General features: G+C 72.7%; 8 protein-coding genes and 1 pseudogene. 8 read left to right on the top strand and 1 reads right to left on the bottom strand.

Going from position 1 to position 8,728, the window contains the following annotated elements:
- Positions 1-317 precede the first annotated feature (317 nt).
- Positions 318-1,514: a cytochrome P450 gene (locus tag ABZ371_RS24565; protein WP_358683321.1), complete on the top strand. Its 1,197-nt coding sequence runs from the start codon at positions 318-320 to the stop codon at positions 1,512-1,514.
- Between the two features lie 10 nt (positions 1,515-1,524).
- On the opposite strand, the gene ABZ371_RS24570 is transcribed toward ABZ371_RS24565, so the two are convergent.
- A complete protein-coding gene (locus tag ABZ371_RS24570; protein ID WP_358683323.1) occupies positions 1,525-2,529 on the bottom strand; it encodes a Gfo/Idh/MocA family oxidoreductase in 1,005 nt (334 codons plus the stop codon).
- A gap of 93 nt (positions 2,530-2,622) precedes the next feature.
- On the opposite strand from ABZ371_RS24570, the gene ABZ371_RS24575 reads away from it, so the two are divergent.
- The 7 genes and pseudogenes from ABZ371_RS24575 to ABZ371_RS24605 all read left to right on the top strand — a co-directional run.
- A complete protein-coding gene (locus tag ABZ371_RS24575; protein ID WP_358683325.1) occupies positions 2,623-3,384 on the top strand; it encodes a GntR family transcriptional regulator in 762 nt (253 codons plus the stop codon).
- Positions 3,385-3,638: 254 nt separating this feature from the next.
- A complete protein-coding gene (locus ABZ371_RS24580) occupies positions 3,639-4,622 on the top strand; it encodes a sugar ABC transporter substrate-binding protein (RefSeq protein ID WP_358683327.1) in 984 nt (327 codons plus the stop codon).
- Positions 4,619-5,668 (top strand): ABC transporter permease, encoded by a 1,050-nt coding sequence (locus ABZ371_RS24585; RefSeq protein WP_358683329.1) that lies wholly within the window; start codon positions 4,619-4,621, stop codon positions 5,666-5,668. Before ABZ371_RS24580 ends, ABZ371_RS24585 begins: the two co-directional genes overlap by 4 nt.
- Positions 5,665-6,525 (top strand): ATP-binding cassette domain-containing protein, encoded by an 861-nt coding sequence (locus tag ABZ371_RS24590; protein ID WP_358683331.1) that lies wholly within the window; start codon positions 5,665-5,667, stop codon positions 6,523-6,525. Before ABZ371_RS24585 ends, ABZ371_RS24590 begins: the two co-directional genes overlap by 4 nt.
- A gap of 131 nt (positions 6,526-6,656) precedes the next feature.
- Positions 6,657-7,823, top strand: coding sequence for an ROK family glucokinase (locus ABZ371_RS24595; RefSeq protein ID WP_358683333.1), 1,167 nt, complete (start codon positions 6,657-6,659; stop codon positions 7,821-7,823).
- A 67-nt stretch (positions 7,824-7,890) separates the two neighbouring features.
- Positions 7,891-8,505: a hypothetical protein gene (locus ABZ371_RS24600; RefSeq protein ID WP_358683335.1), complete on the top strand. Its 615-nt coding sequence runs from the start codon at positions 7,891-7,893 to the stop codon at positions 8,503-8,505.
- Between the two features lie 36 nt (positions 8,506-8,541).
- Positions 8,542-8,728, top strand: a pseudogene (locus ABZ371_RS24605) (hypothetical protein); the annotation flags it as partial.

The following is an 8,728-nucleotide window of genomic DNA, read 5'->3' on the forward strand; positions in this document are numbered from 1 at the left end:
GGGGCGCCGCAGTGTGGGTGGCGTCACGCCCTGACCGGGACCGCCGGGTTCCCGACACCGCGCCCGCGCCGGCCGCGCGGAGGTCCCAGGTGGGGCAGCGGGTCCACGCCCGACGCCCGTCGCTCGCACGGCTGCGCTCCCGGCCCCCGGTACGTCCGCCGCGTCCTCGCCCCCCGGGCCGCCGTCACCCGCACCGGCCGGGGCCGGCCGTCGTGCGCCGCGACCCGTACGGCCTCGGCCACGATGAGGCCGAGGCGCTGTGCGCCGCGGCCCGGGAACCGTACGCTCTCCACCCAGCCGACCTGAAGGGAACCACCGTGACCACGGAAATCCTGCTCGACCTCGGCGCACTCGGTGACGACTTCACCCGCGACCCCTATCCCGTCTACGCCCGGTTACGCGCCCGCGGGCCGGTGCACCGTGTCCGCATCCCGGAGGGCTCACCGGCCTGGCTCGTCGTCGGGTACGAGGCGGGGCGGGCCCTCCTCGCCGACCAGCGGCTGTCCAAGGAGTGGCACAGGGCCTCCCCCGCGCTCGGCGTCGCCAAGGTGTCCGCGGGCACGTCCATGCTGAGCTCCGACGCCCCGGCCCACACCCGGCTGCGCCGGCTCGTGGCCAGGGAGTTCACCCCGCGCCGGATGGAACGGCTCGTCCCCCGCGTGCAGGAGACGACGGACGCGCTGCTCGACGCCATGCTCGACGCCCCGGACCGGAGCGCCGATCTCGTGGAGGCGTTGTCGTTCCCGCTGCCGATGGCCGTCATCTGCGAACTGCTGGGCGTACCGACCCTTGACCGCCGGGCCTTTCGGGAGTGGTCCAACACGGCCGTGTCGTCGCTGGACGCCGAGGCGCGCGGCCGGGCGACCGCCGCCATGACCGCCTACCTGGACGAACTGCTCGCCGAGAAGCGCGCGGCGCCCGGGGATGACCTGATGAGCGCGCTGATCCACACGTCGGACGACGACGGCGACCGGCTGTCCCCCGACGAACTGGTGGGCATGGCCTGGCTGCTGCTGGTGGCCGGCCATGAGACCACCGTCAACCTCATCTCCAACGGGGTCCTGAGCCTGCTCACCCACCCGGCGCAACTCCGGGCGCTGCGAGCGGACTTCGGGCTCATCGACAACGCGGTCGAGGAGACACTCCGCTACGAGGGGCCCGTCGAGACCCCCACGTACCGCTTCACCACCGAACCCGTCGAGGTCGGCGGCACGGTCATCCCCGGTGGCGGCGAGCTGGTGCTGGTCGCGATGGCCGACTGCGACCGCGACCCCGTCCGCTACCCGGACGCCGACCGCTTCGACATCACCCGGGACGCCCGCGGGCACGTCGCCTTCGGCCACGGCATCCACTACTGCCTGGGCGCGCCGCTGGCCCGTATCGAGGCCCGCGTCGCCATCCGCTCGCTCCTGGAACGCTGCCCGGAGCTGCGGCTCGCCACCGACCCGGCCGACCTGTCCTGGCGTACCGGCATGCTGATCCGGGGGCCGCTGGAGCTGCCCGTGGCCTGGTAGCGGCCGGGGTTCAGGCGTCGGCGATCTCCGACAGGCGCACGGGGCGGTGCTCCGCGCGCGAGAGTTCACAGGCCTCGGCGACACGCAGCGCGTGCAACGCCTCCCGGCCGTCGCAGGGGTTCGCCGACTCCCCGCGCACCACGCGCAGGAACGTGTCCAGTTCGGCCTCGTAGGCCGGGGCGAAGCGCTCCAGGAACCCCGCCCAGGGCTTGGCCGGTGCCGGCGGCCCCTGCTCCTCCACCGAGGTGAGCGGCGTGCGGTCGTCCAGGCCGACCACGATCTGGTCCCGCTCGCCGGCCAGTTCCATGCGTACGTCGTACCCGGCCCCGTTGCACCGGGTGGCCGTGGCCGTGGCGAGCGTGCCGTCGTCCAGGGTCAGCAGGGCCGCCGCCGTCCGGACGTCGGCTGAGGCGCGGAACACCGGGTCCCCGGCGTCCGACCCGCCGGCGTACACCTCCACCACCTCACGGCCCGTCACCCAGCGCAGGATGTCGAAGTCGTGGACGAGGCAGTCCCTGAACAGGCCACCGGAGAGCGGGAGATAGGCGGCGGGCGGGGGAGCGGGATCGGAGGTCGCCGTCCGCACGGTGTGCAGACGGCCGAGGGCGCCGCCGCGGACGGCCGCGCGGGCCGCCGCGTATCCGGCGTCGAACCGGCGCATGAAGCCGAGCTGGAGCACGCTCCCCGCGCGTTCCACCTCACGCAGCGCGCCCAGGGTTCCGGCCAGGTCCAGGGCGATCGGCTTCTCGCAGAAGGCCGGGAGTCCCGCCCTGGCGGCCAGGCCGATGAGGGCGGCGTGCGACGCGGTGGCGGAGGTGATGACCACGGCGTCCACCCCGGCGGCGAGGACGGCGGCCGCGTCCGCGACGGCCGTGGCGCCGGTCCGCCCGGCGGCCTGGGCGGCGCGGGTGGCGTCGGGGTCCGTCACCACCAGGGAGGCGACGCCGGGGTGGCGTGCCAGCACGCCCGCGTGGAAGGAACCGATCCGGCCCGTGCCGATGAGTCCGATGCGCATGGACCCAACGTGCCGCCCGCCGGGTGCGCTGTCAACTATATGTCCTGACAAACCAGGGGGTGCGGCGCGGCGCCAGGAGGTACGCTCCCTGCCGTGCCCAAACCCACCGCCGACTCCGCCGCTCTGGGGCTGGGCGTGGACCGCACCAGCCCCGTGCCCCTCTACCACCAGCTGGCCCAGCAGCTGGAGGCGGCCGTCGAGCAGGGCCGCCTCGCACCCGGCAGCCTCCTCGGCAACGAGCTGGAACTCGCCGCGCGGCTCGGGCTCTCCCGCCCCACCGTCCGCCAGGCCATCCAGTCCCTCGTGGACAAGGGGCTGATGGTGCGCCGGCGCGGGGTCGGTACGCAGGTCGTGCACAGCCGCATCAAGCGCCCGCTCGAGCTGAGCAGCCTCTACGACGACCTGGAGGCGGCCGGCCGGCGGCCCGCGACCCGGCTGCTGCGCAACACGGTCGAGCCGGCCACCGCCGAGGTCGCCGCCGCGCTGGGCGTGGCGGAGGGCAGCGACGTCCACCTCGTCGAGCGGCTGCGCTTCGCACAGGACGAGCCCATGGCGCTCCTGCGCAACCACCTCCCGCCGGACCTGCTGGAGCTCGCCGCCGCCCGGCTGGAGTCCACGGGGCTGTACCGGATGATGCGTTCCTCGGGGATCACCCTGCACAGTGCGCGCCAGTCCGTCGGGGCGCGGGCCGCCACCGTCCAGGAGGCGGAGAGGCTGGGGGAGCCCGTCGGGGCGCCGCTGCTGACGATGGAGCGGACCACCTTCGACGACGGCGGCCGGGCCGTGGAGTTCGGCTCCCACGTCTACCGGGCGTCCCGGTACCTCTTCGAGTTCCAGCTGCTGGCACGTCCCTGAGGCTTCCGCGCGGCCGGCCCGTGGGCGGGGTTCCGTACAGCGAGCTCCGGCGCGAGCGTTGACGTGGTCATGCTGGGTCGCCTAGAACGGCGGGAGAGCACGGCCCGCGCCCCTGCCGACGGGTCCCGTCCCCGCTCGGGGATACTTGGGCGGCCGGGCCGCGAGACAGCGCTCCCCGGCATGATCAGGCAGCACAGCGAGCAGCACTGGAAGGGCACGGCGTCGTGGCAAGGGTTGGGACAGGGGTACGTGCGATGGGCGCCATGCTGGCGGTGGCGCTGGGCGCCTCCCTCATGGGGTGCAGCAGTACCGGCGGGAAGCGGGCGGAGGAGCGCGCGGCGAAGCAGGCCGCCGAGGGCCGGTCCGCCGTGAACACGCCTCGCTGGACGTTCGCCATGGTCACCCACTCGGGTGACGGCGACACCTTCTGGGACATCGTCCAGAAGGGCGCCGAGCAGGCGGCGGTCAAGGACAACATCAACTTCCTGTACTCGCACAACGACGAGGGCCAGCAGCAGGCCGAACTCGTGCAGACCGCGATCGACAAGAAGGTCGACGGCCTGATCGTCTCGCTGGCCAAGCCCGACTCGATGAAGACCGTCGTCGCCAAGGCGGTCAAGGCCGGCATCCCCGTGATCACGGTGAACTCCGGCTCCGCCGAGTCCAAGGCGTTCGGCGCGCTCACCCACATCGGCCAGGACGAGTCGATCGCCGGCGAGGCGGTCGGCGACGAGCTCGGTGAGCGCGGCCGCAAGAAGGCCCTGTGCGTCCTGCACGAGCAGGGCAACGTCGGGCACGAGCAGCGCTGCGCCGGAGCGAAGAAGGCCTTCGACGGCACGATGCAGAACCTGTACGTCGACGGCACCAACATGCCCGACGTCCAGGCATCGATCGAGGCGAAGCTCAGCGCCGACAAGAGCATCGACGCCGTGGTGACCCTGGGCGCGCCCTTCGCCGCCGCGGCCGTCAAGGCCAGGAAGACCGCGGGGAGCAAGGCCGAGATCGACACCTTCGACCTCAACGCGAGCGTCGCCGCCGGCCTGTCGGACAAGTCCCTGGGCTTCGCCGTCGACCAGCAGCCCTACCTCCAGGGCTACGAGGCCGTCGACCTGCTCTGGCTCTACCGCTACAACCGGAACGTCCTCGGCGGCGGCCGGCCCGTCCTGACCGGCCCGCAGATCATCACCGCCGCCGACGCCGGCCGGCTCGCCGAGTACACGAACCGGGGAACCCGATGACGGCGACCGGGCGGCCGGTCCCGGCGGGGGCCGACGAACGGCTGCTCCGCACCTCGCCGCTGCGCAGGCTGCTCGGCCGCCCCGAGCTCGGCTCGGTCGTCGGGGCCGCGGCCGTCTTCCTCTTCTTCGCGCTCGTCGCCGACAGCTTCCTCCAGGCGTCCAGCCTCGGCACGGTGCTGTACGCGGCCTCCACCATCGGGATCATGGCCGCGCCGGTCGCGCTCCTCATGATCGGCGGGGAGTTCGACCTCTCCGCCGGTGTGATGGTGACCAGCTCCGCCCTGATCTCCTCGATGTTCAGCTACCAGATGACGGCGAACGTCTGGGTCGGCGTCCTCGTGTCGCTCCTGGTCACCCTGGGCTTCGGCGCGTTCAACGGCTTCATGCTCACCCGTACCAAGCTGCCGAGCTTCATCATCACGCTCGGCACGTTCCTGATGCTGACGGGCCTGAACCTCGGCTTCACCAAGCTGATCAGCGGGACGGTGTCCACCAAGGCCATCGGCGACATGGAGGGCTTCGCCTCGGCCCGCAAGATCTTCGCCTCCTACCTCACCGTCGGCGGCGTCGAGCTCAAGGTCACCATCCTGTGGTGGGCGCTCCTGGTGGCCGTCGCCACCTGGATCCTGCTCCGCACCCGCTTCGGCAACTGGATCTTCGCCGTGGGCGGCGAGGCCGACGCGGCCCGCGCGGTCGGCGTCCCGGTCGTCCGCACCAAGATCGGGCTCTACCTCGGCGTGGCCTTCGCCGCATGGGTGTCGGGACAGCACCTCCTCTTCTCCTACGACGTCGTGCAGTCCGGCGAGGGGGTCGGCAACGAGCTGATCTACATCATCGCGGCCGTGATCGGCGGCTGCCTGATCACCGGCGGCTACGGCTCCGCGGTCGGGTCCGCGATCGGCGCGGTCATCTTCGGCATGACCAGCAAGGGCATCGTGTACGCGGAGTGGAACCCCGACTGGTTCAAGTTCTTCCTGGGAGCGATGCTGCTCCTGGCCACCCTGCTCAACGCATGGGTACGCAAGCGCGCGGAGGCGACGACATGACGGCCCCCCAGGCTCCCGCCTTCCGGGACACGGACCGCCCGGCGCTCGTCGCGCTCGACCACGTCAGCAAGTACTACGGCAACGTCAAGGCACTGGAGGACGTGTCGCTGGAGGTCCACGCCGAAGAGATCACCTGTGTCCTCGGCGACAACGGCGCGGGCAAGTCCACCCTCATCAAGATCATCGCAGGGCTGCACCGGCACGACTCCGGATCCTTCCTGATCGAGGGCGGCGAAGCGGCGCTCGCCAGTCCGCGCGACGCCCTCGACCACGGCATCGCGACCGTCTACCAGGACCTGGCCGTCGTCTCCCTGATGCCGGTCTGGCGGAACTTCTTCCTCGGCTCCGAGCCGACGAAGGGCCGCGGCCCGTTCAGGCGCCTCGACGTCCGGCTGATGCGCGAGACGACCCGCACGGAGCTGCTGCGCATGGGCATCGACCTGCGCGACGTCGACCAGCCAATCGGCACCCTGTCCGGCGGTGAGCGCCAGTGCGTGGCCATCGCCCGTGCCGTCCACTTCGGCGCCAAGGTCCTCGTCCTCGACGAACCGACCGCGGCGCTCGGCGTCAAGCAGTCCGGCGTCGTGCTGAAGTACGTGGCGGCGGCCCGCGACGCCGGGCTCGGCGTGGTCCTCATCACGCACAACCCGCACCACGCGTATCTCGTGGGCGACCGCTTCGTCCTCCTCAAGCGGGGCGCGATGTCGGGCAGCCACACCAGGGACGCCGTCACGCTGGACGAGCTGACCCGTCAGATGGCGGGCGGCAGCGAGCTGGAGGAGCTCGGCCACGAGCTGCGGCGCCCCCCGGCCCCCGGGGAACCCGGCGCCCGCCCGGCGGGCGAGGACACCCCGTAACCGTCCCCGGCGTTCCCCGCCCCCGGTGCCGTCCGCCGGTCACGGGGGCGGGGAAATGGCAGAATCGAGCACGGCGGGCGCCGTCCGCCGCCGGAAGAGCGACCGCCGGCCCCCCGACCTGCGCAGGGACGATGAGCACGTACCGCGACTTCACCCACCGCGGCTCCGCCCGCGCCACCGTTCTGCGGACCGTCGGCACGAAGGAGCGGCGCTCGCACCTCACGGCGCCACGGGTTCCCACCGTCGGCATCGACATCGGCGGCACGAAGGTGATGGCGGGAGTCGTCGACGCCGACGGCAACATCCTGGAGACCCTGCGCACCGAGACGCCCGACAAGTCCAAGAGCCCCCAGGTCGTCGAGGACACCATCGTCGAGCTGGTCCTGGACCTCTCCGACCGCCACGATGTGCACGCCGTCGGGATCGGCGCGGCCGGCTGGGTCGACGCGGACCGCTCCAAGGTGCTGTTCGCCCCCCATCTCGCCTGGCGCGACGAGCCCCTGCGGGACGCCCTGGCCTCGCGGCTCGTCGTCCCCGTGATGGTTGACAACGACGCCAACACGGCGGCCTGGGCGGAATGGCGCTTCGGCGCCGGGCGGGGCGAGGACCACCTCGTGATGATCACACTGGGGACCGGCATCGGCGGCGCGATCCTCGAGGACGGACACGTCAAGCGCGGGAAGTACGGCGTCGCGGGGGAGTTCGGGCACATGCAGGTGGTGCCCGGCGGGCACCGCTGCCCCTGCGGGAACCGCGGCTGCTGGGAGCAGTACAGCTCGGGCAACGCCCTGGTGCGCGAGGCCAGGGAGCTGGCCGCGGCGGACTCCCCGGTCGCGCACTTCCTCCTGGACCGCGTCAAGGGGAACATCGCCGACATCTCCGGCCCCCTCATCACCGAGCTGGCCCGTGAGGGCGATGCCATGTGCGTCGAACTCCTCCAGGACATCGGGCAGTGGCTCGGCGTGGGCATCGCCAACCTGGCCGCGGCGCTGGATCCCTCCTGCTTCGTGATCGGTGGCGGGGTCAGCGCGGCCGACGACCTGCTGATCGGCCCCGCGAGGGACGCCTTCAAGCGCCACCTGACCGGACGCGGCTACCGCCCGGAGGCACGGATCGCGAAGGCCCAGCTCGGCCCCGAGGCGGGCATGGTCGGTGCCGCGGACCTGGCGCGCCTGGTCGCCCGCAGGTTCCGGCGCACCAACCGCCGGCGCGTCGAACGCTACGAGCGCTACGCGCAGTTCTACGACCAGGCCGCGAGCACCATCCGCAGCTCACGTGGCACCCGGACCGCGGACTGAACCGGGGCAGCGCCCCCCGCCCCGGCCACCAGCACGTCCGCACCGCAGTTTCGAGGGAACACCCACCATGACCGCAGCCGAGCACCACGCCCTGCCGCGCCAGGCCCCCACCCCGGGGTCCGCCGGGTCCGCCGGTGACGACGGCGGGAAGCCCCCGCAGGACCGGCGCCGGGTCTTCCGCCGGCGGCTGATCACGCTGACCATCATCGTGCTGCTGATCGGCATCCCGGCGGGTTACCTGGTGATCTCCGCCGGACAGAGCCGCCGCTCCGGCAAGGACAAGGAGGCGGAGGCGGCGGCACAGGGGCTGCGCGAGGACTGGCCGTCGGGGATGCAGCGCCGGATCTTCGAGCTTCCGGTGCCCGGCAACGCCACGGGCGTCCAGTACTACGAGACGAACAACTGGAAGGTCAGCAGGATGTACGTGAAGTTCCGCACGACCTCCGCGGGCCTCGACAGGTTCCTGAGCGGTGTCGGGACCGGCCGTGCGGCGCTGGAGACCGGCAGGGTCACGATCGGCGAACGGGACATCGAGATCACCGGCTGGTACTTCGGCCCGGGCGTCGACTGGGCGGGCACGGTCCACCGGAACGAGAAGCCCCGCCCCACCCAGGACATCACCGTCAACATGACGGATCCGGCGGCTCCGGTCGTCTACGTGGTGTCCTCGGCGACCCCCTGACGGGAGGCGGGCGGGCGGCTCATTACCCTGGAGCGAGTGAGTGACGTGAGCGGGACGACCCCGCAGCCCGACCCCAGCCGGCAGCAGCCCGCCCCCCGGGAGCAGCACCCCGAGGGCCCGCGGGACGGACTGATCCAGCAGCTCCCCCCGTCCCCGCGGCCCGATCCCGGGCAGCACCACGTCCGGACCGCACCCCCCGCACCGCCGGCCGCGCACGGCGGGC

The sequence above is a fragment of the Streptomyces sp. NPDC005899 genome, from assembly GCF_040629645.1.
Lineage (GTDB): Bacteria > Actinomycetota > Actinomycetes > Streptomycetales > Streptomycetaceae > Streptomyces.